Genomic DNA, 22,875 nt, shown 5'->3' on the forward strand with positions numbered 1-22,875 from the left:
CTCGCGCGAGGTGCGGTGACCTCGGGCCCGGCGCGAGGCCGCCGCGCCCGGCGCGAGCCGCCCGGCGCGGTGTCGTACCCCACGACTAGAGTCGCTTGACGTGACCGACGACGCGCCCCGCCTGCTGCTGCTCGACGGCCATTCGCTGGCCTACCGGGCGTTCTTCGCGCTGCCCGTGGAGAACTTCTCCACCAGCACCGGCCAGCCGACCAACGCGGTCTACGGCTTCACCTCGATGCTGATCAACGTGCTGCGCGACGAGCGGCCGACCCACATCGTGGTCGCCTTCGACGTGTCCCGCCGGTCGTTTCGCACCGAGCGGTACGCCGAGTACAAGGCCGGCCGTTCGGAGAGCCCCGCCGACTTCGCCGGCCAGGTCAGCCTGGTGCAGGAGGTCCTGGCCGCGCTGCGCATCCCGTACGTCACCAAGGACAACTACGAGGCCGACGACGTCATCGCCACCCTGGCCAGCCAGGGGCGCGACGCCGGCATGCAGGTGCTGATCTGCACCGGCGACCGGGACGCCTTCCAGCTGGTCGACGACCGGACCACCGTGCTCTACCCGCGTAAGGGTGTGTCGGACCTGGCCCGGATGGATCCGTCGGCGGTCACCGCCCGCTACGGCGTCGGGCCGGGCCACTACCGCGACCTGGCCGCGCTGGTCGGCGAGTCCAGCGACAACCTTCCCGGGGTGCCCGGCGTCGGTCCGAAGACCGCCGCCAAGTGGATCAGCCAGTACGGCGGCCTGGACGGGGTGATCGCCCAGGCCGACAAGATCAAGGGCAAGGCGGGGGAGAGCCTGCGGGAGCGGCTCGCCGACGTGATCCGCAACTACGAGCTCAACTGTCTGGTGGCTGATCTGGATCTACCGCTCACCCCGGCCGACTCTCGGTGGACCGGGTGGGACCGGGAAGCCGTCCACCAGGTCTTCGACACCCTGCAGTTCCGGATCCTGCGGGACCGGCTCTACCAGTACCTCGACGCCGTCGAGCCGGAGGCCGAAGCCGGCTTCGACCTGGCCGGCGAGGTGCTCGGCGCCGGGGCGGTCGCCCCCTGGCTGGCCGCGCACGCTCCGGCCGGGGCCAGCGTCGGCGTCGCGGTCGCCGGCAGCTTCGGCCGGGGCACCGGCGCCCTGACCGCGATCGCGGTGGCCACCGCCGCCGGGGCCGCCGGTTGGTTCGACCCGGCCGCGCTGGACCCGGCCGACGAGGCGGCGGTCGCCGGCTGGCTCGCCGACGACGGTCGGCGCAAGGTGCTGCACGACAGCAAACCGGCCCGGCTGGCGTTCGCCGCGCACGGTTGGTCGCTGGACGGCATCGACCGGGACACCGCGCTCGCCGCCTACCTGGCCCGGCCGGACCAGCGTTCCTACGACCTGGTCGACCTGGCGCTGCGCTACCTGCACCGGGAGCTGCGGGTCGACGCCCCGGACGACGGCCAGCTGACCCTCGACGGGCTCGGCCCGCAGAGCGAGGTCGAGCAGAACCTGATGCTGCGTGCCCGGGCCACCCTCGACCTGGCGGCGGCGATCGACGCCGAGCTGGCCCGCGACGGGGACGCCTCGACCCGGCTGCTCGCCGACGTCGAGCTGCCGCTGGTCGAGGTCCTCGCCGGCATGGAGCAGGCCGGCATCGGCGCCGACACCGAGTACCTGACCGAGCTGGAGGCGCAGTTCGCCGCCGAGGTCAAGGCCGCCGCCCAGGCCGCGTACGGGGTGATCGGCCGTGAGTTCAACCTCGGCTCGCCCAAGCAGCTGCAGGAGATCCTCTTCACCGACCTGGGGCTGCCCAAGACGAAGAAGATCAAGACCGGTTACACCACCGACGCCGACGCGCTGCAGTGGTTGTTCGCCCAGACCGAGCATCCGCTGCTGGCCCACCTGCTGCGCCACCGCGACGTGGCCCGGCTCAAGTCGACGGTCGACGGGCTGCTCAAGTCGATCTCCGACGACGGCCGGATCCACACCACCTTCAACCAGACGGTGGCCGCCACCGGCCGGCTCTCCTCCACCGACCCCAACCTGCAGAACATCCCGATCCGCACCGAGGAGGGCCGCCGGATCCGGCGGGCGTTCGTGGTCGGGGCCGGCTACGAGTCGTTGCTGACCGCCGACTACAGCCAGATCGAGATGCGGATCATGGCGCACCTGTCCGGCGACGAGGCGCTGATCGACGCGTTCAACTCCGGCGAGGACTTCCACGCCGTCACCGCGGCGTCGGTGTTCCAGGTGCCGCTGGAGTCGGTCGACGCCGAGCAGCGCCGGCGGATCAAGGCGATGAACTACGGGCTGGCGTACGGGCTGAGCGCCTTCGGCCTGTCCCAGCAGCTCGGCATCGCCACCGACGAGGCGAAGGCGCTGATGGAGGAGTACTTCCGCCGGTTCGGTGGGGTCCGTGACTACCTGCAGGCGCTGGTCGGCCAGGCCCGCCAGGACGGCTACACCTCCACCATCCTCGGCCGCCGTCGTTACCTGCCGGATCTGGTCAGCGACAACCGGCAGCGCCGGGAGATGGCCGAGCGGATGGCGCTCAACGCCCCGATCCAGGGCTCCGCCGCCGACCTGATCAAGGTGGCGATGCTGCACGTCGACACCGCACTGCGCACCTCGTCGCTGCGGTCGCGGATGCTGCTGCAGGTGCACGACGAGCTGGTCTTCGAGGTGGCGCCGGGGGAGCGGGCCGAGCTGGAGAGCCTGGTCCGCCGCGAGATGGGCGGCGCCCACCCGCTGTCGGTGCCGCTGGAGGTCTCCGTCGGGGTCGGCACCGACTGGCACACCGCCGGGCACTGACCTGCCGCCGGTCACGCCTTCAGCGGGTCGTGCCCCCAGTTCATCAGCGAGTGCCGCCACCGGGTGTCGCTGACGTCGCCGGACGGACGCTGGGCCAGGTGCCGGTGCACGTACCCGACCACCTTGCGCATGTGCGCGTAGTCGTCGTCGGACAATGCCTCCCGCTTGGTCCGCAGCAGGTCGACGATCCGGCGGCCGGAGGCGTGCCCCACCGACTCGCCGCCGTCGTGGTGCTGCCCGGCGGCGGTCGACTCCGGGGTACGCAGCCACTTCTCCAGCTCACCCGGGCTCATGTTGACCGCTTCGACGAACGCCCGGTACGCCGCCGCGCCGTCGGACGCGTCGGTCCGGGTCGGGCGGTGCCCGGCGGTGCGGGTGCGGTCACTCGGCACGGCGCAACGCCTCCGGCTTGTGCACCGCGTCGCGGCCGGACTTGTCGCTGCGGACCCGGTACTGCGGGTGCTCCTGGTCGGCGACCACCGTACGGCCGGCTGCCTCCCGCCGGGTGGTGATCTCCTCTTCGACGGTGCCCGGCACGGTCACCCCGTGGCTGCGCCAGTTGACCCGGTCACCGGGTCGGGGATGCTCAACCGGTCGGCCGGGCCGCTGGTCGGGCCGGTCGCCCTCGCGGGGGCGTTTGTTCCTCGCCATGGCGGCCGGGTACCCGCCGGCCGGGCCGGCAATCCCGCCGGCGCAAGGTCTACGGGGTGATCTCGGAGATCGGCAGCTTCACCGGGAACGGGGCGTCGAGTTCAAGCAGGTCGGCGGACTCGGCGACGAGGGCGTACTCCCGCTCGCCGCTGGCGCCCGGCCGGTCGCCGAGCTGGTAGACGTAGATCCGCACCGGATCCTGCTCGACCCGCCAGTAGTGGCCGATGCCGACGGCGGCGTACCCGGCGGGCCGGTGGAACCGGTCCCGGCGGCGGGTGGCCGGGGAGACCACCTCGACGACCAGCAGCACCTCGTCGGGGGTCAGGTAGTGCCGGTCGCGGCTGCCTTCGGCGCGGTGCAGCAGCACGTCGGGCTCGTAGGTGTTGCGTGGCCCGACGGCGACCCCGACCGCCTGGGTGGCCCGGTAGCCGTCCGGCGCGTGCCGGCGCAGCCAGGCGCAGAGCAGGGACGAGATGTCCTGGTGGTCGAGAGTGGGGGAGGGAACCACGGTGAGGACTCCGTCGAGGAGTTCGACGCGGGGGGCGTCGGCGGGCAGGGCGAGGACGTCTTCGATGCTGTAGTCAGCCAGCTGCTGCCGGACCGGGTCCGGCTGCCACGGTGCGGTCCGCGCCCCGCCGGACGCTGCGGCAGGATGGATCGGCTCGGCGCTCACCCGGTCAGCGTACGGTCGTCGGGGTGCTGGCGAGGGCCGGCGACCGGTGCGGCGCGGTGCGCGACGGCCGTCTCAGCCGGTCGTTGGCGGCCGGTCCGCGACGAAGATCGCGGTGCCGGGGAAGAGCCGCCCGCGCAGCGGACTCCACTGCCCCCAGATCTGCTCGTGCCCGTCCGGCCACGGCGGTTCGACGACGTCGAGCAGCCGGAACCCGGCGGCGACGAGTTCGCGGACCCGGTCGCCGAGCGTACGGTGCTGCTCGACGTAGCTGGGGGTGCCGTCGTCGTCGGTCTCCACGTACGGCCGCCGGTCGAAGTAGGAGTGCACCGCGACCAGGCCGCGCTCGCCAGGGTCGTCGAGGAAGATCCAGCGCATCGGGTGGGTGACGGCGAGGACCCAGCGCCCGCCGGGGCGCAGCACCCGGTGCACCTCGCGCATCACGGCCGCCGAGTCGGCGACGAACGGCACCGCGCCGAACGCGGTCCAGACGGTGTCGAACGCGGCGTCGACGAACGGCAGCGTCAGCGCGTCGGCCTGCACCAGCGGCACCCGTACGCCGGTGCGGTCGGCGCCGGCGACGGCCTGGCGCAGCATGCCCGCCGACAGGTCCAGCGCGACGGCGCGGGCACCCTGTCCGGCGAGCCACCGGCTGCCGGCGGCCGCCCCGCAGCCCAGTTCGAGCACCCGCCGCCCGGCGACGTCACCGAGCAGCCCGGCGTCGGCCTCCCGCAGCCCTTCCGGGCACCAGCGCAGGTCGGCGTCGCCGAGGAACGCGCCGTGCTCGGCCTGGTAGTCGTCGGCGTCGGCGTCCCACCAGCGTCGGTTGGCCTGCCGGGCCTGCTGGTCGGTGACCTCGTGCCTGGTCACTCTGGGTTGGTCGGAATCCGGGAGGAGGTCGGAATCCGGCCCGCCGTCGGGTCCGCCGCCGGGCGTGGGTGTCGCGGTGGTCACGGCGCAGACGGTACGGGTAGCGTCGCGTGGGAGCGTTACCGGCTCGGCGTGCTACGCTTGACGGCCCGCGAAACGGGTGTGATCTCGGTCACAGCGAGTCCCCGAAAGCGCGGGAATCCCCGCCTGTGGGTCCGATTTTTCCCAACCACCGACATGTGCGCCCGGATAGCTCCCGGGAGGGCTTGCACGCTGTGGTAATGCAACCGGTAGGCTAGACGATGCGCTCGCGGATCGTGTGCCTCGGCAGGGAGCAGGTCCGCGGTCGGCGGTTACATCCGATGATGGCAGCGGCGGTCGATGATCCCCTCGGTCACGGTCGGTGACGAAGACGTCATCGTCGCGGTGTGCCCGCCGGCGGATCCGTGAGCCACGCCAGGTCACCGCAACGACAAGCCAGCAGTGACACCCATCCGATCCGGAGCAACCGCCCACATGACGAGCAGCATCGAGGCCACCTCGAGCGCCCCCAAGGTCACCGTCGACGACCTCGGCACCGAGGAAGCCTTCCTCGCGGCGATCGACGAGACCATCAAGTACTTCAACGACGGCGACATCGTGGAAGGTACCGTCGTCAAGGTCGACCGGGACGAGGTCCTGCTCGACATCGGCTACAAGACCGAGGGCGTCATCCCCTCGCGCGAGTTGTCGATCAAGCACGACGTGGACCCAGCCGACGTTGTCTCGGTGGGCGACCACATCGAAGCCCTTGTCCTGCAGAAGGAGGACAAGGAAGGCCGGCTGATCCTGTCGAAGAAGCGCGCCCAGTACGAGCGCGCGTGGGGCACGATCGAGAAGATCAAGGACGAGGACGGGGTCGTCCGTGGCTCGGTCATCGAGGTGGTCAAGGGCGGTCTGATCCTGGACATCGGGCTGCGTGGCTTCCTGCCCGCGTCGCTGGTGGAGATGCGCCGGGTCCGTGACCTGCAGCCGTACGTCGGCCGGGAGCTCGAGGCCAAGATCATCGAGCTGGACAAGAACCGCAACAACGTGGTCCTGTCCCGCCGGGCCTGGCTGGAGCAGACGCAGTCCGAGGTGCGCACCGAGTTCCTCAACAAGCTGCAGAAGGGGCAGGTCCGCAAGGGCGTCGTCTCCTCGATCGTCAACTTCGGCGCCTTCGTCGACCTCGGCGGGGTGGACGGTCTGGTGCACGTCTCCGAGCTGTCCTGGAAGCACATCGACCACCCGTCCGAGGTGGTCGAGGTCGGCCAGGAGGTCGAGGTCGAGGTGCTCGACGTCGACCTGGACCGCGAGCGGGTCTCGCTGTCGCTGAAGGCCACCCAGGAAGACCCGTGGCGTCAGTTCGCCCGGACCCACGCGATCCAGCAGATCGTGCCCGGCAAGGTGACCAAGCTGGTGCCGTTCGGTGCGTTCGTCCGCGTCGACGACGGCATCGAGGGCCTGGTGCACATCTCCGAGCTCGCCGAGCGGCACGTCGAGATCCCCGAGCAGGTCGTCCAGGTCGGCTCCGACGTCATGGTCAAGGTCATCGATATCGACCTGGAGCGTCGCCGGATCTCGCTGTCGCTCAAGCAGGCCAACGAGGGCTTCGTCGAGGGCGAGGAGCACTTCGACCCGACGCTGTACGGCATGGCCGCCACGTACGACAACGAGGGCAACTACATCTACCCCGAAGGCTTCGACCCGGAGACCGGGGAGTGGCTGGAAGGCTTCGACAAGCAGCGGGAGACCTGGGAGCAGCAGTACGCCGAGGCCCGCAACCGCTGGGAAGCGCACACCCGGCAGGTGCAGACCGCCCGGGCCGCCGACGCGGACGCCGCCGCCAACCCGGCTCCGCCGGTCGCCGCCCCCGCGGGCGGTGGCGGTGGCGGCGGTGGTGGGGCCACCTCCAGCTCGACTCCGTCGCGGGCCAGCGAGGAGCCGGCCGGCACCCTCGCCACCGACGAGGCGCTCGCCGCGCTGCGGGAGAAGCTGGCCGGTGGCAAGAGCTGAGGCATAGCAACACCGGTTGACACAGACAGCGGTCCCGCCGGGCATTACGCCCGGCGGGACCGCTGTCTGTCGTGGCGCACCGCTGTCTGCCGCGCCCACTGTGCGGCCCCGCCCCTGTGGGACCACCCACTGACCCGATCCGGCGGACACGAGCCCCGGCGGACCGGCCGGGCAGCCGATCCGGTTCACTGGGCGACATGCTGAGGGTAGGTCTCACCGGCGGCATCGGCGCCGGCAAGAGCGCCGTCGCCAACCGGCTCGCCACACACGGCGCGGTGATCGTCGACGCCGACCGGCTGGCCCGGGAGGTGGTGGCGCCCGGCACCGACGGGCTGGCCCGGGTCGTCGCGGCCTTCGGGCCGGACGTCGTCGCCGACGACGGTGCCCTGGACCGGCCCGCCCTGGGCGCCCGGGTCTTCGCCGACCCGGCCGCGCGGCGCCGGCTGGAGGAGATCGTGCACCCGCTGGTCCGGGCCCGGACCGCCGAGCTGACCGCCGCCGCCCCGCCCGACGCGGTCGTGATCAACGACGTACCGCTGCTGGTGGAGACCGGGCTGGCCGCCACGTACCACCTGGTGGTCGTGGTGTCCGCGGCCGAGCAGCTGCGCGTCGAACGGCTGACCCGCGACCGGGGGATGGCACCCGACGACGCGCGGGCCCGGATCCGCGCCCAGGCCGACGACGCGCAACGCCGGGCCGCCGCTGACGTCCTGCTGGCCAACGACGGTAGTCGCGACGACCTCACCGTCACCGTCGACCGGCTCTGGCGGGACCGGCTGGTGCCCTACGAGGCGAACCTGCGGGCCGGCCGGACCGCGCCGCGCCCGCCGCGGGCGGTCCTCGCCGAACCCGACCCGACCTGGCCGGAGCAGTTCGACCGGCTGGCCGCCCGGATACGGCGGGCGGTCGGCGTCGGACAGCGGGTCGACCACATCGGCTCCACCTCGGTGCCCGGTCTGCCGGCCAAGGACGTCATCGACATTCAGCTCACCGTCGAGTCGCTGGACGACGCGGACCGGTGCGCCGCCGCCCTCGCCGCAGCCGGGTTCCCCCGGTTCCCCGGCGGACGGTGGGACAACCCGAAACCTGACCCGGCCACCGGCCGGCCGGGCGAACACTGGCCGAAGCGGCTGCACGGCAACGCCGACCCGGGCCGACCGGTCAACCTGCACGTGCGGGTCGGCGGCTCACCTGGCTGGCGCTACGCGCTGGCGTTCCGGGACCTGCTGCGCGCCGATGCGGGCGTGCGGGCCGACTACCTGGCCGTCAAGCGGCGGATCGCGGCGACCGCGCCGACCACCCGGGAGTACGCCGGAGCCAAGGAGCCGTGGTTCGACCAGGTCTGGCCACGCCTGCTGCGGTGGATCGAGGAGACCGGCTGGCAGCCGTGACGACGGACCAGCCAGCGCGGGATGAGTAGGTGGGGCGCTCGCGGCGGCCGGGTCACGCGGGGCGTGACAACTTCGGGTGCGCTCACCGGCTGGCGCCAGGGCAGCTACCCGAACACCCGGACCCGTGGCGCGCCGCGATGGGCGCTGCCGGTGGTCCGCGCGGCCGCCGCGAGCGGCCTACCCTGTCACGGTATCGCGGGTGAGGCAACCCACACAATGACAATATCGATGCCGATCCGCGACCGGCGGCACTCTGTCGGACCCACGGCGTAGGTTGGGGCCATGGCGCTCGACATCCCGCGACTGGACGGCCGCTTCCAGGTCGTCAGCGACTACTCGCCGGCCGGCGACCAGCCGGCAGCCATCGACGAGCTTGAGCGCCGGGTGCGTCGTGGCGACCGACATTCGGTGCTGCTCGGCGCGACCGGCACCGGCAAGAGCGCCACCACCGCCTGGCTGGTCGAGCGGCTGCAGCGGCCCACCCTGGTGATGGCCCCCAACAAGACGCTCTGCGCCCAGCTGGCCAAGGAGTTCCGCGAGCTGATGCCGCACAACGCGGTGGAGTACTTCGTCTCCTACTACGACTACTACCAGCCCGAGGCGTACATCCCACAGACCGACACCTACATCGAGAAGGACTCCTCGATCAACGAGGAGGTGGAGCGGCTGCGCCACTCGGCGACCATGTCGCTGCTGACCCGCCGCGACGTGATCGTGGTCGCCACCGTCTCGGCGATCTACGGCCTGGGCACCCCGCAGGAGTATCTCGAGCGCGCGGTCAAGGTGACCGCCGGCGCCGAGCAGGACCGCGACTCGCTGCTGCGCCGCCTGGTCGACATCCAGTACGCCCGCAACGACCTGTCGTTCAGCCGGGGCACCTTCCGGGTCCGCGGCGACACCCTGGAGATCATTCCGGCGTACGAGGAGCTGGCGGTCCGGATCGAGTTCTTCGGTGACGAGATCGAGCGGCTCTACTACCTGCACCCGTTGACCGGTGACGTGGTGCGCGAGGTCGACCAGCTGCTGATCTTCCCGGCCACGCACTACGCCGCCGGGCCGGCGCGGATGGAGCGGGCGATCCGCGACATCGAGGCCGAGCTGACCGACCGGCTCGCCGAGCTGGACCGGCAGGGCAAGCTCCTCGAGGCGCAGCGGCTGCGGATGCGCACCACGTACGACATCGAGATGATGCGTCAGGTCGGCTTCTGCTCCGGCATCGAGAACTACTCGATGCACATCGACGGCCGCGACTACGGCAGTCCGCCGCACACCCTGCTGGACTACTTCCCGGACGACTTCGTCACCGTCGTCGACGAGTCGCACGTGACGATCCCGCAGATCGGCGGCATGTTCGAGGGCGACGCCTCCCGCAAACGGATGCTGATCGACCACGGGTTCCGGCTGCCCAGCGCCGCCGACAACCGGCCGCTGCGCTTCGACGAGTTCCTGGAGCGGGTCGGCCAGATGGTGTTCCTGTCGGCCACCCCCGGGCCGTGGGAGCTGGAGCAGGCGGCCGGTGAGTTCGTCGAGCAGGTGATCCGCCCCACCGGCCTGGTCGACCCGCAGGTCAAGGTCAAGCCGACCAAGGGCCAGATCGACGACCTTATGCACGAGATCCGGCTGCGCACCGACCGCGACGAGCGGGTGCTGGTCACCACGCTGACCAAGAAGATGGCCGAGGACCTCACCGACTACCTGCTGGAGCACGGCATCCGGGTGCGCTACCTGCACTCCGAGGTCGACACGTTGCGCCGGGTCGAGCTGCTGCGCGAGCTGCGCAAGGGCGACTACGACGTACTGGTCGGCATCAACCTGCTCCGCGAAGGCCTGGACCTGCCCGAGGTGTCCCTGGTGGCGATCCTTGACGCCGACAAGGAGGGCTTCCTGCGCAGCGGCCGGTCGTTGATCCAGACCATCGGCCGGGCCGCCCGTAACGTCTCCGGCGAGGTCCACATGTACGCCGACAAGATGACCCCGTCGATGGCGGACGCGATCGACGAGACGAACCGGCGTCGGGCCAAGCAGGTGGCGTACAACGAGGCCAACGGCATCTCGCCGGAGCCGCTGCGCAAGAAGATCCACGACATCCTCGACGACATCTACCGGGAGGCCGACGACACCGACGGCGCGCTCGCCGGTCGGTCGGTCGGCGGCTCCGGACGGCAGATGTCGCGCGGCAAGGGCCCGGTGCCGGAGACCCGCAGCAAGGGCCGGGGCACCGCCACCCCGTCGAGTGCCGGGATGGCCCGCGCCGACCTGGCTCAGCTGATCCAGGAGCTCAACGACCAGATGCTGAACGCCGCCCGCGAGCTGCAGTTCGAGCTGGCCGCCCGGATCCGCGACGAGATCTCCGAGCTGAAGAAGGAGCTGCGGGCGATGGACGTCGCCGGCGTCAGCTGAGCCGTCCGGGGTAGAGCTGGGCCAGCTCGGCACCGGGGCGCTGGCTGGCCCGCCACAGTAGCCCCCACGTGTCGTCGAGTCCTGCCTCGTCGTCGCCTTGTCTGTCGGGCGCGGTCTGGCCGGGCTGTGGTGTCGGTTGGGCAGGCGTGGCAGGCCAGCCCGGCTCGCCGGGGCGGACCAGCTCCAGCTCACCCCATTGCAGGTAGAACGTCCAGGCGTCCTCGACGGTGCGGAAGATGCCGACTTCGCGGATCTCCCGCTGCGGGTGCCGGAAGTAGACCAGTGCCTCGTCGGCGTACTCCAGACCCCACCCGACGGCTGGAAACTCAGGCGCCCCGTCCACCGGGTCGACCGGCTCGATCAGCAGGAACTGCACCGGAACCGAAGCGTCGCTCACTGTTCCTCCAAGTTGTATCTCGTGGGAATCCCATGCTTCGCCGCAACTGGTGGATATTCAAGTCTTGAAATCTCGCTACGTTCTGCTTACCCTCGGTCGCGAACGGAGGGAGCCGAAAGTGGCGATGCCTGCAAGTCCCACGATCAGGCGGCAGCGGCTTGGCGGCGAGCTGCGTCGGCTCCGCCGCGCGGCCGCAATGACTTTGGAGCAGGTCTGCGACCAGCTCGGCTGGGCGTCGACATCGAAGCTGTCCCGGCTCGAACTGGGCCAGAGCAGACCAGACCTGGCCGACATTCTGGACCTGCTCGACGTCTACCACGTCGTGCCGGCCGAGCGGGAGAAGCTGGTCATCATCGCCCGCGACGCCGCCGCCACCCGTGGCTGGTGGAAGGCGCTCGGCTCGATGGGTCAGCGCCAGCGTGGCTACACCGAGCTCGAAGCCAGCGCTGCCACGATCTTCGAGTACCAGCAACTGCTGGTGCCTGGGCTGCTGCAGACCCCGGAGTACGCCCGGCTGAGGGTCCGCTCCGGTCGCGACGTCTACGGTGACCTCGACATCAACGCTGACACCTTGGCGCGTACCGCCCGACAGGAAGTGCTGCGTCGCGAACATCCGCCGCACTACGAGGCGGTCATCGACGAGAGTGCGCTGCTGCGGGCCAGCGTGCCACCCGAGACCCGGCGCGGCCAGCTGCGCCACCTGACCGCGCTCAGCGAGCTGGACAACGTCACCATCCAGGTGCTGCCGCTCGAAGCGGTCGTGCACGATTCGTTCATGCCGCACACCAGCTTCTCGCTCTACTCGTTCCCCGACCCGGCCGATCCCCGCACCGTGGTGCTGGAGACGTTGACCAGCGACATTCACCTCACCGACGACGAGGACGTGATGCTGTACGCCCGGATCGGTCGCTGGCTTCAGCAGGCGGCGCTGCCGGCCGATGAAAGCCGGGATCTGCTGGCTAAGCTGGTGGCAGAGAGTTGATTGAATCGCCTGCCGAAAGGGGGTGCGGCATGCAGTCGACCCCAACCGAGTCGCTGTGTTGGCGCAAGAGCAGCCGCAGCAACGCGAACGGGAACTGCGTCGAGGTCGCGCCGGCCGGCGGGGTGGTGGCGGTCCGCGACTCCACCGACCCGACCGGTCCACGGCTGGCCTTCCCCGCCACCGCGTGGCGTTCCTTCGTGGACGGCCTGCGCGCCTGACCGAACAGCTTCGGTGCCTTGCGATCGTCAGTGACGAAGTTTGGATCAGCATGTCTTGAGGTCTGCCCAACGGGCTGCGTGACGGTCCGTGAGCGCTGCTACGCGGAGGCTCTCAGCGGATCGAGGGCGGCTAGGACGAGGTCGAGGCCGAAGATGAACTCCTCGGCCGGGTCGTAGCCGGCCGCGACGAGCGCAGCGGCGGACTCGTTGAGGTAGGGGAACTCGTCGGCAGGAAGCTGGGGCAGGTAGACGTCCTCGGCCATGTCCGCGAACTTGTCGGCGGTGTCGAACGGCAGGCTGGCTTCCTGCAGGGCGAACCCGTAGACGTAGACGTCGAGCAACCAGTTGGCGTGCGTCGCCATCAGAACCGAGAAGCCGGCCCTGCGCAGGCAGGCGGTGACCGCCTCGCGGTGGCGCAGGTGCGCGGGCCCCGGCGACGTCCGTGACTCCATCAGGCCGATCGCCCACGGGTGGCGTGCGAGAACCTGGCGGGCGGACACCGACCGCCGTCGCATCGCAGACTGCCAGTCGGTCCCCTCGGGCGGGAGCTCGATCTCCTCGAACACGACATCAATCATGGCGTCCAGCAACTCGTCCTTGCTCGCCACGTAGTAGTAGAGCGACATCGCGCCCGCGTCGAGCGCGCTAGCCAGCCGGCGCATGCTCAGCCCGTTGACCCCCTCGCGGTCAGCGATCCGGATCGCCTCGGCCACCACCCGCTGCTTGCTCAGCCCCGCGTCTGACGCGACCTGGCGTTGCTTCCTCACAGACCCGGGCCTCCTCGCTCCCTCGAACGGCTTGACGATCGTACAGCGTACGGCGATAGTACAGTGTACGAATCCTGGTACGGTGTACGACGTACGGTGTACGAGCCGGCCGCACCTCGAACGCGCTCGACAATCCGCCGGCCATCCGACCGTGATGAAGGAGTAAGAGATGAGATCCCCGGAGGACACCGCCACCACGCCAGCCCGCAGTTTGTTCGTTCGAGGGGGCCGGCTCGTCGGTGCAGCGGCGATCGTGTTCGCGGTGTTGGTGGTGATCGAGAACGTGTTGTTTGGTGACGGGCGCGCTGCCCTACGGCGCTCCGATCGAGGACGTGCTGGCCTACTACGCGGCCAACCGTGACGCGGTCGCGATCGTGTCCGGTCTTGTAGCCGTGTACCTGCCGCTGCTGCTCGTGTTCGTGACGGGCCTGCGTGGCCTCGTGGAGCGGCGGGGCAGAGCAGGCACCGACTGGGCGCGCCTCGCCGTGGCCGCTGGCGCGACGCTGTCGGCAATCTTCGTGCTTGTCAACGTCCTGCAGATCGGGCTCGTGCTCTCCGCCAGCGGGCTCGCCGAGCCGACGCCCGCGTTCGGGCTCGTCTGGCAGATGCACGCGGCGGCGTTCGCGCTGGCGCTGCCGATGCTCGGCGCCACCTGCATCGGCTCGGCCCTCGCCGCGCACGCGAGCGGGCTGGCTCCGGCTTGGCAGCGCCTGCTGGGCATGGTGGGCGGGAGCCTGCTGCTTGCTGCGGGGCTGGGCAACCTCGCGATCGCCGACGGCTCGCCGCTGATCTTCGTCGGACTCCTAGGGTTCGTCGCCTGGCTCGTCTGGCTGCTCGCGACCGGCGTGCGCCTCGTCCGGTCGTGACCGAGATGAGGGCTGTGCCGAGGTCGCGCACGCGCACGAGGACCCCCGTGGAGGGCTGCCCGGGGACGGCAGCGACCGCCTCGATCTCGACCACCCGTGCGTATGCACGCCCAAACCTGCCACCACTGCGGCGGAGGGGCCGCTCCTCTCGAAGGAAGAACCGATGACCATCCGAACGAAAACCCCGAACCAGCTCGACAACCTACCGATCCCGGTGCAGGCCAAGCTCGCCGCCGCATGGACCAGCTGCATGTTCCTCTACATCTACGTCGACTACTTCCACCTCTACAAGCCCGGCGTCATCGACGGAATCCGGGGTGGCGTCATCTTCGAGTTCGAGATCAGTCCGACGTTGTTGACCATTTTCCTCGCGTCCGTGGCGATCCCGGCCCTGATGGTGATTCTCTCCATGACGCTGCCCGCCCGGGCGAACCGCGCCACGAACCTCGTCACCGCATCGCTCTACATCCCCCTCACGGTGTTCAACGCGGCAGGGGAGTCCTGGGACTGGGCCTTCTTCTACGGCCTCTCGATCGGACTCGAGGTGCTGCTTCTGGCCTTCATCCTGGGCTCCGCCTGGACATGGCCTCGAACCTCCGCCGTCCCAGCGGGTCCCGCGACGACCGACCTTCGGCAGTAGGTATCCGGGGAACCTCCGGCACGGCACCACCAACCTGTTCGCCGCGCTCAACCTCGCCACCGGCGAGGTCATCGCCGAGTGCCGGCCCTCGCGCGACGGCGGCCTTCCAGGGCCCGCGCGGCGGCGGCTTCCTGCCGCACGATCGCGAGCTCGGCCTCCATCGCCGAGATTCGCCGCTCCAGGTCCTCCAGGCTGATGACGTCGATTCTCCCAGAGCCAGCGAGCCTGCACACCCATCACTGCGGGCCAGGGCCCGCCCTACCCGGGCCTGGGGTGTCGACCGGGCAGTCGAACCGTATCCCTGGCACTGGACGGACTGTGCGCTGCACAGTACTGTGTGGCACATGGTTGGCGACAGGCTGGAGCTTGAGCTGCGCCGGGGCGTTGTCGTCCTGGCGGTGCTGTCACAGCTGGGCGAGTTCCGCTACGGCTACGAGCTGCGCCAGTCGCTGTCCGACAACGGCCTCCCGATCGAGGAGGGAACGCTCTACCCGCTGCTGCGGCGGCTGGAGAGCCAGGGCGTCCTGGTCAGCGAGTGGCGGACCGAAGGGCAGCCACGCCGCTACTACCGCCGCAGCCCCGCCGGCGAAGAGCTGTACGACCGGCTCAGGGACTCGTGGCATGGGATGAACGAGGCCATGGGCCAGCTGCTGAAAGGTGACAGGTAAGTGCTGACCACCGAGGAACTGATCGATGCGTACGTCGCCGACGTGGCGCGGTTGCTACCCCGCCGGCAGCGTAGGGACGTGGCTCTCGAACTGACGACGTTGTTGCGCGACGAACTGGCCGACAGCGACGATCCGGTGGCCCGGCTGCGGGCCTTCGGCCGCCCCGCCGAGGTGGCCGCCCGGTACGGGCAGCCGCCGATCGCCGTCGACCCGGCCGACACCCGCCGCTTCGTCCGGCTCAGCGTCGCCGGTGTGCTGGTGATCTGGCTGCTCGGCGTGGCCGCCGCGACCGACGCGGTCGACTGGTACTGGACGTACGGGCTACCGGCGTTCTGGTGGCCCGGGTTCCTCGTCGTGGGATTCGGCCTCGCCGGCTGGGCGCGACGTCGGTGGCCGGACCGCTTCGCCTGGCGGCCGCGCAGGTCGGCCGCCGGCTTCGTCAACCGGTCCGGCCGGATCGCCGCCTTCGCCTTCTACGTCGCCGGTACGGTCGTGCTGGTCAACGCGGCCTGGCTGCTGGATCAGCTCGGGGCCGCGCCGCAGGCCGTGCAGGCCCTCACCTTCGACCGTGAGTTCGCCCAGCTCCGTGGCCCACTCGTGCTCGCCCTGCTGATCGCCACACTGGTGCACCACCTCCTGGTCACCATCCACGGCCGGTGGCGGCCGGTGACCCGTACCGTCGGGATGCTCCTCGGACTGGCCATCTGCGCCGCGCTGACCTGGGTGCTGTTCGCCGGTCCGGTCTACCTGAGCCCCGAAGCCGACCGTACCGCCAAGTTCTGGGTCGCCGTCATCGTCGCGGTGAGCCTCGTCGACCTGCTGATCGAGGCCGGGCGTCTGCTCCAGCAGCGCGCCGCCGGCCCGCTGGCACCGCCGCTGGGCGCACTCTGACGAGCCGCCCCGCCTGGCGTCAGAAGAGTAGGAAACCAGGAGCCTTCAGCGTCCTCGGCGCGTGTAGGCGCGCAACGACAGCGGGACGAAGATCACCAACAGTACGGCCGACCAGAGCAGGACGGCGGTCACCGGATGCGCGAGTGGCCAGGCTACGTTTCCCGAGGGGGCGCCCGGATTGCCGAACAGCTCCCGGGAGGCGGCGGTGAGCGCGCTCACCGGGTTCCAGTCCGCCAGGAAGCGCAACCAGCCCGGCATGCCGTCGGTCGGGACGAACGCGTTGGACAGCATCGTGAACGGCAGGCCGAGCGGCACCATCGCGTCGGCGACCTGGTCGTTCTTGACCGCCAGGCCCACATAGACGCCCACCCAGCTCAGCGCGTACCGCAGCACGATCATCAACAGGAACGCCTGAATCGTGGGGATCAGGCCACGGTGGGGCTGCCAGCCCACCAGCAGTCCCGCACCCACCATGATGGTCAGCATCAACAGGCCGGTCAGCAGGTCGGTGCCGGTCTGCCCGAACGGCACCGCCAAGCGCGCCATCGGCATGGAGCGGAATCGGTCCATCACGCCGCGAGTGGCGTCGCTGGCCGTCCGCGTCATGACCCCCAACCATGCGGAGAAGGTCACCATCGCGAACAGGCCGGGCATGAGGTACTCGCGGTAGTCACCGCCACCCGGCACCTGGATCGCGCTGCCGAGGACGTAGCCGAACAGCACCACCATGACGGCGGGGAAGACCAGCGCGGCGATGATCTGCCCGGGCTCCTGCCGCAGCCGTGTGAACTCGCGGCCAATCAGGGTCAGCCCGTCGGTGAGCGTCCAGCCCAGGCGACCCATGCGACGGATCGCCGCTGAGATCGGCGCCGGTGCGATGTCCCTCTACCGGTACGTCCCGAGTCGCGACAACCTTGTCGATCTCATGGCCGACCAGGTGACAGGCGAGATCGACGTCGCGGGGATGCCCTCGGGCGACTGGCGCACGGACCTGGCGCGCTATGCCGACGGGCTTCGGGCCATGTGGCTGAGGCATCCCTGGATGGCCGCCGTGCAGCGGTCACTGCCCAGCTTCGGCCCTAACCAGCTGCTCCTGATCGAACGGTTGATGGGCGTGCTCGATGATCTCATCCCCATCGACGAGAACCTCGGCCTCATAGCCATGCTGAGCGGCTACATCGAGGGCACCGTCCGCGAGGAGATCGGCTCAACCAAGGAGCTGCGCCGCAGTGGGCTCAGCGAGTCGGAGTGGATGGCGCGGAGCCACCCGTACGTCGACCAGCTGGTGAGAAGCGGCGAGTACCCGATCTTCACCAAGATCGTAACGCAGGCGCGTCAGCCACACCTGAGCCGCGACGACCAGTTCCGAGACGGACTCCAGCGGGTTTTCGACTGCATCGCTGCGGCCCTTCCATCAGTGGCCGACTCCGGGCAACCAAGTGAACTGCAGTCGCCGCAGTAGGCCGCACGGGCAGCGCGGCGTCGCACCGGGTTGCTATCGTGCCGGGTCCGCAGCCCCACGCCCTCCCCCGGAGCACCGTCGATGACCATCAACGAGCACATCACCCACTTCGCCGGACTGCCGGTGGTCGACTTCGACCCGCAGACGGCGGCGCAGCACACCGGCTCCCCGGTCGCCTGGCGACTCAGCGCGTCGGAGGAGGACGAGGTCGAATTCGCCCAGCTCTTCGCCACCTGGCTGGACACCGTCGACCCGGCGAGCGTCGAGGCGCTGGTGACCGGCGACTGGGGAGAACCGTGGGACGTCACGTTCCCGCTGGAGCTGCTGGTCGACGCCGCGCCCCGGCTGACCAACCTGCGGGCCGTCTTCCTCGGCGAGATGACCTTCGACGAGTGCGAGATCTCCTGGATCCTGCAGCCCGACATCACCCCGCTGCTGGCCGCCTACCCGGCGCTGCAGGTGCTGCGGGTACGCGGTGCGATGTCGCTGCTGTTGCAGCCGGTGCGGCACACCGGGCTGCGGGAGTTCGCCATCGAGTCCGGCGGGCTGCCGGCCGCCCTCACCCGCGCCGTCGCCGCCAGCGACCTGCCGGCCTGCACCCATCTGGAACTGTGGCTGGGCACCCCCGACTACGAAGGTGACACCTCAGTGGACGACCTGGCGTCGATCCTCGATGGCACCCGGCTGCCCGCGCTGCGTACCCTCGGGTTGCGTAACGCCGAGATCGCCGACGCGGTCGCCGCCGCGCTGACCGCCGCGGCGGTGGTGCCCCGCCTGGAAACCATCGACCTGTCGTTGGGCACCCTCGGCGACGACGGGGCCACCGCCCTGCTCGCCGGGCAGCCGCTGACCCATCTGCGCCGTCTCGACCTGCACCGGCACTACCTGTCCGACGCGATGATGGTCCGGCTGCCGGCCGCACTGCCCGGCGTCGACGTCGACCTGAGCGATCAGCAGGAGGTCGACCCGCACCGGGGGCGGTACGTCTCGGTCGGCGAATGACCGGTTGTTAACCTCACCCGATGAGCCACACCACGCCGCTGGTCGTGGTCGGCAACCCGGGCAACCGGCGGGTCGGGGCGTTCCGCACCGCCGCGCACGCCGCTGGCCTGCGGGTTCGGGTGCTGCCCTGGCGGAAGCTCGCCGCCGGGGAGGATGTCGCCCTGCCCGGCGGGGCGACGGTACGGATCGACTCGCCCGGCGAGGACTCCGAGGTGGATCGGCTGCTGCGCGGCGCCGGCCGACCGCTCGACCACGGCGAGATCAGCGGCGGTGCCGCCTGGTACGCCGGGCTGCGCGCCGCCCTGGGCCGGCTCACCGACGCCGCCCGGCGGGCCGGCGCGACCCTGCTCAACGACCCGGCCGACATCGCCGTGCTGTTCGACAAACGCGCCGGGCACCGGCGGCTGGCCGCCGCCGGGGTGGCCCAGCCGGCCATCCTGGACACCGCACCCGGTGACTGGGCGCAGCTGCGTACCGCTCTGTCCGACGCCGGCTGGGCCCGGGTCTTCGTCAAACCGGTGCACGGGTCGTCGGCGTCCGGGGTGCTCGCCCTGCACGCGCACGGCCGGCGGACGCAGGCGGTCACCTCGGTTGAGCTGACCGACGACGGGCGGCTGTTCAACTCGCTGCGGGTGCGGACCTACCGTACCGAGCGGGAGGTCGCCTCTATCGTGGACCGGTTGGCCCCGGACGGGTTGCTGGTGCAGCGCTGGTTCCCGAAGGCCGGCCTGCACGGCCGGGTCGTCGACCTGCGGGTGCTGGTGATCGCCGGTGAGCCGGGCCACCTGGTGGTGCGCAGCAGCGACGGTCCGCTGACCAACCTGCACCTGGGCAACCGGCGCGGTGACCCGGCGGCGGTACGGGCGGCGTTCGGCCCCCGCCGGTGGGCGGCGGCGCTGGCCGACTGTGTACGCGCGGCGCGCTGCTTCACCGGCAGCCTGCACGTCGGAGTGGACCTGATGATCGGCAGTGACTGGCGGCGGCACGCCGTGGCGGAGGTGAACGCCTTCGGCGATCTGCTCCCCACGGTGTGCGACGCTGCCGGGCGGGACAGCTACGCTGCCCAGCTGCATGCCATACGTACCGGCCGGTTCGCCGCCTGGCGGACCACGGCCGCGATGGGGAGGTCGGCATGAAGGACCTGATCGGCAGCCACGACCTGCTGTTCGTCACGCTTGACACGTTGCGCTATGACGTGGCGGTCGAGCTGCTCGCCGCCGGCCGGACACCGCAGCTGGCCCGCGCGCTACCGGACGGGCAGTGGCAACGCCGGCACAGCCCGGCCAGCTTCACGTACGCCGCACATCAGGCGTTCTTCACCGGCTTCCTGCCCACCCCGGCCGAACCGGGCAGCCACCCCCGGATGTTCGCCGCGGCTTTCCCCGGCAGCGCCACCACCGACGAGCACACCTGGGTCTTCGACGCACCCGACCTGGTCACCGCGCTGCGCAAGGAGGGCTACCACACGGTGTGCGTCGGCGGGGTCGGGTTCTTCAACCGCTCCTCGCCGCTGGGCGCGACCCTGCCGGGCCTGTTCGCCGAGTCGCACTGGGAGTCGGCGTTCGGGGTGACCGCGCCCGGCTGCTTCGAGGCCCAGCTGGACCGGATCGCCGAGGTCGTCCCGGCCGTTCCCGCTGACCAGCCGCTGTTTCTGTTCGTCAACGTGGCCGCCATGCACCAGCCGAACCGGCACTACCTGCCGGGCACCGAACGCGACAACCGGGACAGCCACGCCGCCGCCCTGGAGTACGTCGACCGGCACATCGGCCGGTTGTTCGCCATGGCCAGCTCACGGGGCAGGCCCTGTCTGACGATCATCTGCGCCGACCACGGCACCGCGTACGGCGAGGACGGACACAGCGGACACCGGGTCGGCCACGAGGTGGTGTGGACGGTCCCGTACGCCGATTTCGTGATCGACCCCGGCGCCTGGTCCGACGCCGCGACACCGGACCCGGCGTGACCGTCGCCGCCCTGGACGCCTCGCCGTACCAGGGCTACCTGTACGGGTATCCGCACAAGACGGCGTACCGGCCGCTGCGGCCGCGTCCCGCGCTGGTCGACGTCTGGTCCGGGCAGCGCCGCACGGAGCTGTTCCTCTACCTGCACCTGCCGTTCTGCGAGATGCGCTGCGGCTTCTGCAACCTGTTCACCCGGGCCAACCCGCCGGCCGGGCAGGTGGCCGCCTACCTCGACCAGCTGCGCCGCCAGGCGGTACGGGTGGCCGCCGCGCTCGGCGACGACGCCCGGTTCGCCCGGGTCGCCGTCGGCGGCGGTACGCCGACCTACCTGGACGCGGACGAGCTGTCGACGATGTTCGACCTGGTCGACAGGTTCCGGCCGGCGGGCGTGCCGACGGCGGTGGAGACCTCACCGGCCACCGCCACCCCGGACCGGCTGGCGGTGCTCGCCGCCCGCGGCACCACCCGGATCAGCATCGGGGTGCAGAGTTTCCTCGACGCCGAGGCACGGGCCGCCGGCCGGCCGCAGCGTCGCGTCGAGGTCGAGCGCGCCCTGGCCGCTATCCGGGACCAGCCGATCCCGGAGCTGAACATCGACCTGATCTACGGCATCCCCGGCCAGACCGACACCACCTGGGCACAGTCGCTCGACGCGGCGCTGCGCTGGGAGCCGGAGGAGATCTACCTCTACCCGCTCTATGTCCGCCCACTGACCGGCCTGGCCCGCCGCGCCCCGGCCGACCTGCCTGATCCACAGTGGGACGCGCAACGGCAGACGCTGTACCGGCACGGCGTCGACCGGCTGCGCGCCGCCGGCTACCGGCAACTGTCGATGCGGCACTTCCGTCGCGCGGCGCTGCCGGTCGTCGACGCCCCGGCGTACTCCTGCCAGGAGGACGGGATGGTCGGACTCGGCTGCGGCGCCCGGTCCTACACCAGCGACCTGCACTACTCGTTCGACTACGCGGTCTCCGTCGGGCAGGTGCGGGCGATCATCGTCGACTACCTGCGCCGGCCGGAGCCCGACTTCGACGTCGCCGAGGTGGGTTTCCGGCTGGACCGCGACGAACAGCGTCGGCGCTGGCTGATCACCTCGCTGCTGCGCGCCGACGGATGCGACCAGGCGGCGTACGCGGCGCGGTTCGCCACCCGGGCCGTCGACGACTTCCCGCAGCTGGCGACGTTGGTCGACCGGGGCTGGTTGACGGTGACCCCGGACAGGCTGGCGCTGACCGCGGCGGGCCTGGCCCGCAGTGACGCGATCGGCCCGTGGCTGGTCTCGACCCCGGTGCGGGCGGCGATGGCCGGCCTGCCGGCCCGGTGAGCCGGATGGACCTGAGCATCCTCTACCGGGGTCCGCTGGCCAGCTGCAACTACGACTGCCCGTACTGTCCGTTCGCCAAGCGCCGCGACGACCCGGCAACGCTGCGCACCGACCGGGTGGCGCTCGACCGGTTCGTCGACTGGGCCGTGCGTAATCCGCACGACGATCGGATCTCGGTGCTGTTCACCCCGTGGGGCGAGGCGTTGACCCGATCCTGGTACCGGCGGGCGCTGCTGCGGCTGGCCGGGCTGCCGCAGGTGGGCCGGGTGGCGATCCAGACCAACCTGGCCGCCCGGCTGGATTTTCTGGCCGAGGCCGACACCGACCAGCGTCGCCGGCTGGCGTTCTGGGCCACGTACCACCCGGGCCAGGTCGACCGGGAGGTCTTCCTGCGCCGCTGCGGCACGCTGCGTACCGCCGGGGTGCGGTTCTCGGTAGGGGTCGTCGGCCTGCCCGAGCACCTGGCGGCCGCCCGGTCGCTGCGGGCCGCGCTGCCGGCCGAGGTCTACCTCTGGGTCAACGCCGCCGACGGGCACCGCTACGACTCCGCCCAGCAGCGGGCGTGGACCGAGCTCGACCCGCTGTTCGGCTACAGCGTGCACCCGCACCCGTCGGCCGGGCGGTCGTGCCGCACCGGGGAGTCGGTGGTCTCGGTCGACGGGTCCGGCACGGTACGCCGGTGCCACTTCGTCGCCGAACCGCTGGGCAACCTCTACGACGGCTCCTACCGGGCCGCACTGCGCCCGCGCCCCTGCCCACTGGTCTCGTGCGACTGTCACATCGGCTACGTGCATCTGCGGGAGCTGCCGCTGTACGACGTCTTCGCCGGCGGCGTCCTGGAACGCATCCCGCACGCCTCCCCGATACGGCGTCGGAGGTCGCAGGGGTGGCCG

The 22,875-nt window shown here is 71.0% G+C and carries 22 protein-coding genes and 1 pseudogene; 16 read left to right on the plus strand and 7 right to left on the minus strand.

The genetic code is table 11. The features are described from left to right. Positions 1 to 100: 100 nt before the first annotated feature. A complete protein-coding gene (gene polA, locus O7543_RS01930) occupies positions 101 to 2,788 on the plus strand; it encodes a DNA polymerase I (RefSeq protein ID WP_281550456.1) in 2,688 nt (895 codons plus the stop codon). A gap of 11 nt (positions 2,789 to 2,799) precedes the next feature. On the opposite strand, the gene O7543_RS01935 is transcribed toward polA, so the two are convergent. The 4 genes from O7543_RS01935 to O7543_RS01950 form a co-directional block, all read right to left on the minus strand. Further along, positions 2,800 to 3,180, minus strand: coding sequence for a DUF3140 domain-containing protein (locus tag O7543_RS01935; RefSeq protein ID WP_278170011.1), 381 nt, complete (start codon positions 3,178 to 3,180; stop codon positions 2,800 to 2,802). Next, the gene (locus O7543_RS01940; protein WP_281550455.1) at positions 3,170 to 3,439 is read right to left on the minus strand and encodes a DUF2945 domain-containing protein; all 270 of its coding nucleotides are present in this window, start codon (positions 3,437 to 3,439) and stop codon (positions 3,170 to 3,172) included. The genes O7543_RS01935 and O7543_RS01940 overlap by 11 nt, the downstream gene beginning before the upstream one ends. Positions 3,440 to 3,488: 49 nt before the next feature. Next, positions 3,489 to 4,112 carry a Uma2 family endonuclease gene (locus tag O7543_RS01945; protein ID WP_281550454.1) on the minus strand — a complete coding sequence of 208 codons (624 nt, stop codon included), beginning with the start codon at positions 4,110 to 4,112 and terminating at the stop codon, positions 3,489 to 3,491. A 72-nt stretch (positions 4,113 to 4,184) separates the two neighbouring features. After that, positions 4,185 to 4,979, minus strand: coding sequence for a class I SAM-dependent methyltransferase (locus O7543_RS01950; protein WP_281550453.1), 795 nt, complete (start codon positions 4,977 to 4,979; stop codon positions 4,185 to 4,187). 516 nt (positions 4,980 to 5,495) lie between these two features. Between O7543_RS01950 and rpsA the strand changes: the two genes are divergently transcribed. The 3 genes from rpsA to uvrB all read left to right on the plus strand — a co-directional run bounded on the left by rpsA (position 5,496) and on the right by uvrB (position 10,804). Beyond that, entirely contained in the window at positions 5,496 to 7,013 is a 1,518-nt protein-coding gene (gene rpsA, locus O7543_RS01955; RefSeq protein WP_278170007.1) for a 30S ribosomal protein S1, read from the plus strand. A gap of 197 nt (positions 7,014 to 7,210) precedes the next feature. Then, positions 7,211 to 8,404: a dephospho-CoA kinase gene (coaE, locus tag O7543_RS01960; RefSeq protein WP_281550452.1), complete on the plus strand. Its 1,194-nt coding sequence runs from the start codon at positions 7,211 to 7,213 to the stop codon at positions 8,402 to 8,404. A 282-nt stretch (positions 8,405 to 8,686) separates the two neighbouring features. Then, positions 8,687 to 10,804: an excinuclease ABC subunit UvrB gene (uvrB, locus tag O7543_RS01965; RefSeq protein WP_123602454.1), complete on the plus strand. Its 2,118-nt coding sequence runs from the start codon at positions 8,687 to 8,689 to the stop codon at positions 10,802 to 10,804. Here uvrB and O7543_RS01970 read toward each other — a convergent pair. Then, a complete protein-coding gene (locus tag O7543_RS01970; protein WP_281550451.1) occupies positions 10,797 to 11,201 on the minus strand; it encodes a hypothetical protein in 405 nt (134 codons plus the stop codon). The genes uvrB and O7543_RS01970 overlap by 8 nt on opposite strands. Positions 11,202 to 11,325: 124 nt before the next feature. On the opposite strand from O7543_RS01970, the gene O7543_RS01975 reads away from it, so the two are divergent. Further along, entirely contained in the window at positions 11,326 to 12,183 is an 858-nt protein-coding gene (locus O7543_RS01975) for a helix-turn-helix transcriptional regulator (RefSeq protein ID WP_281550450.1), read from the plus strand. A gap of 29 nt (positions 12,184 to 12,212) precedes the next feature. Further along, positions 12,213 to 12,401 (plus strand): DUF397 domain-containing protein, encoded by a 189-nt coding sequence (locus O7543_RS01980; RefSeq protein ID WP_281550449.1) that lies wholly within the window; start codon positions 12,213 to 12,215, stop codon positions 12,399 to 12,401. A 98-nt stretch (positions 12,402 to 12,499) separates the two neighbouring features. Here O7543_RS01980 and O7543_RS01985 read toward each other — a convergent pair whose 3' ends face one another. Beyond that, positions 12,500 to 13,168 carry a TetR/AcrR family transcriptional regulator C-terminal domain-containing protein gene (locus tag O7543_RS01985; RefSeq protein WP_281550448.1) on the minus strand — a complete coding sequence of 223 codons (669 nt, stop codon included), beginning with the start codon at positions 13,166 to 13,168 and terminating at the stop codon, positions 12,500 to 12,502. Between the two features lie 293 nt (positions 13,169 to 13,461). Here O7543_RS01985 and O7543_RS01990 point away from each other — a divergent pair, with 293 nt between their 5' ends. From O7543_RS01990 to O7543_RS02005, 4 genes are all read left to right on the plus strand, one after another. Further along, the gene (locus O7543_RS01990; RefSeq protein WP_281550447.1) at positions 13,462 to 14,034 is read left to right on the plus strand and encodes a DUF4386 family protein; all 573 of its coding nucleotides are present in this window, start codon (positions 13,462 to 13,464) and stop codon (positions 14,032 to 14,034) included. A gap of 163 nt (positions 14,035 to 14,197) precedes the next feature. Beyond that, positions 14,198 to 14,674: a DUF6326 family protein gene (locus O7543_RS01995; protein ID WP_281550446.1), complete on the plus strand. Its 477-nt coding sequence runs from the start codon at positions 14,198 to 14,200 to the stop codon at positions 14,672 to 14,674. A 344-nt stretch (positions 14,675 to 15,018) separates the two neighbouring features. After that, positions 15,019 to 15,342 carry a PadR family transcriptional regulator gene (locus tag O7543_RS02000; protein ID WP_281550445.1) on the plus strand — a complete coding sequence of 108 codons (324 nt, stop codon included), beginning with the start codon at positions 15,019 to 15,021 and terminating at the stop codon, positions 15,340 to 15,342. Beyond that, positions 15,343 to 16,233 (plus strand): hypothetical protein, encoded by an 891-nt coding sequence (locus O7543_RS02005; RefSeq protein WP_281550444.1) that lies wholly within the window; start codon positions 15,343 to 15,345, stop codon positions 16,231 to 16,233. Positions 16,234 to 16,278: 45 nt separating this feature from the next. On the opposite strand, the gene O7543_RS02010 is transcribed toward O7543_RS02005, so the two are convergent. After that, on the minus strand, positions 16,279 to 17,076 hold the full coding sequence (locus O7543_RS02010) for an ABC transporter permease (protein ID WP_281550443.1): 798 nt from the start codon (positions 17,074 to 17,076) through the stop codon (positions 16,279 to 16,281). On the opposite strand from O7543_RS02010, the gene O7543_RS02015 reads away from it, so the two are divergent. From O7543_RS02015 to O7543_RS02040, 6 genes and pseudogenes are all read left to right on the plus strand, one after another. Beyond that, complete coding sequence (locus O7543_RS02015; RefSeq protein WP_281550442.1) at positions 17,075 to 17,695, plus strand: TetR/AcrR family transcriptional regulator C-terminal domain-containing protein; 621 nt, start codon at positions 17,075 to 17,077, stop codon at positions 17,693 to 17,695. The two genes, O7543_RS02010 and O7543_RS02015, sit on opposite strands and share 2 nt — an antisense overlap. An 81-nt stretch (positions 17,696 to 17,776) precedes the next feature. Next, positions 17,777 to 18,697, plus strand: coding sequence for an STM4015 family protein (locus O7543_RS02020; RefSeq protein WP_281550441.1), 921 nt, complete (start codon positions 17,777 to 17,779; stop codon positions 18,695 to 18,697). A 20-nt stretch (positions 18,698 to 18,717) separates the two neighbouring features. After that, the gene (locus O7543_RS02025; RefSeq protein WP_281550440.1) at positions 18,718 to 19,833 is read left to right on the plus strand and encodes an STM4014 family protein; all 1,116 of its coding nucleotides are present in this window, start codon (positions 18,718 to 18,720) and stop codon (positions 19,831 to 19,833) included. Beyond that, positions 19,830 to 20,660 (plus strand): STM4013/SEN3800 family hydrolase, encoded by an 831-nt coding sequence (locus O7543_RS02030; RefSeq protein WP_281550439.1) that lies wholly within the window; start codon positions 19,830 to 19,832, stop codon positions 20,658 to 20,660. Before O7543_RS02025 ends, O7543_RS02030 begins: the two co-directional genes overlap by 4 nt. Continuing rightward, on the plus strand, positions 20,657 to 21,982 hold the full coding sequence (locus O7543_RS02035; protein ID WP_281550438.1) for an STM4012 family radical SAM protein: 1,326 nt from the start codon (positions 20,657 to 20,659) through the stop codon (positions 21,980 to 21,982). Before O7543_RS02030 ends, O7543_RS02035 begins: the two co-directional genes overlap by 4 nt. Before the next feature lie 5 nt (positions 21,983 to 21,987). After that, a pseudogene (locus O7543_RS02040) lies at positions 21,988 to 22,821 on the plus strand (STM4011 family radical SAM protein); the annotation flags it as partial. Between the last annotated feature and the right edge of the window lie 54 nt (positions 22,822 to 22,875).

This window comes from Solwaraspora sp. WMMA2080 (genome assembly GCF_027497395.1).
In the GTDB taxonomy this organism is placed as follows: Bacteria; Actinomycetota; Actinomycetes; order Mycobacteriales; family Micromonosporaceae; genus Micromonospora_E.